The organism is Amnibacterium endophyticum, from assembly GCF_042680685.1.
GTDB lineage: Bacteria > Actinomycetota > Actinomycetes > Actinomycetales > Microbacteriaceae > Amnibacterium > Amnibacterium endophyticum.
Map to the genome: position 1 here is coordinate 1 of NZ_JBHUEA010000054.1, position 736 is coordinate 736.

General features: G+C 67.3%; 1 protein-coding gene. It reads left to right on the forward strand.

Features of this window, described 5'->3' with window-relative positions:
* Positions 1-693 (forward strand): TetR/AcrR family transcriptional regulator (locus ACFSBI_RS16255; protein ID WP_377936789.1); only part of this gene is annotated, 693 nt, incomplete at its 5' end.
* Between the last annotated feature and the right edge of the window lie 43 nt (positions 694-736).

Genomic DNA, 736 nt, shown 5'->3' on the forward strand with positions numbered 1-736 from the left:
CACTGGGACTGCGCAGCATGGCAGCACGCTGGTTCTGTATCCGCCATGACCGACCGCATACCCCGCTCCGCCGGTGGCTCACAGCCGACTACGGAGCCCTCGGGCGCAGATCTGTGGCTGGAGCTGGTGACCGCAGCGATCGGGATGTTCCGTGCGCATGACTTCCATCAGGTCTCGCTGCCGCTGCTGGCAGAAGCCACCGGTCGTGAGGTCGACGCGGTGCAGCAGCAGTTCCCGTCGTTCGACGAGCTGGTGTTCGCAGTGATCGAGGTCTGGAACGCCGAGCGCATGGAGCCGATCCTGCCGATCGCCGCGAGCCAGGGCGCGGTGGCGTTCCTGCGCGCGATCGTGCAGGCGAACATCGCTGATCCGGCGCTGATGCGACTGCTTACGGCCACCGTGAACATCGCCGCGGGCCGGACTTCGCCGATCGCGCCGCTGCTGCAGCAGCGCTGGCTGCAGTTCCACGCCTTCGTGCAGCGGGCGCTGGTGCACGACATCGAGGTCGGCCGCGAGCCCGGCACGATGGATCCCGCCCGTGGGGCGGAGCAGCTGATTGCTGTGTACGAGGGGCTGCAGCTGCAGTCGATGGTGCGTCCCGCGATGAACCTGCTCGAGGCGTACGACCGAGCCGCTCACCGACTTCGGGATGGGTGGTCCCACACCTACCCCGCACCGATCTGGGACATCTAGGCAAACGGGACCGAACAATAGGCGTAGGCGTCTCACGTGCAGG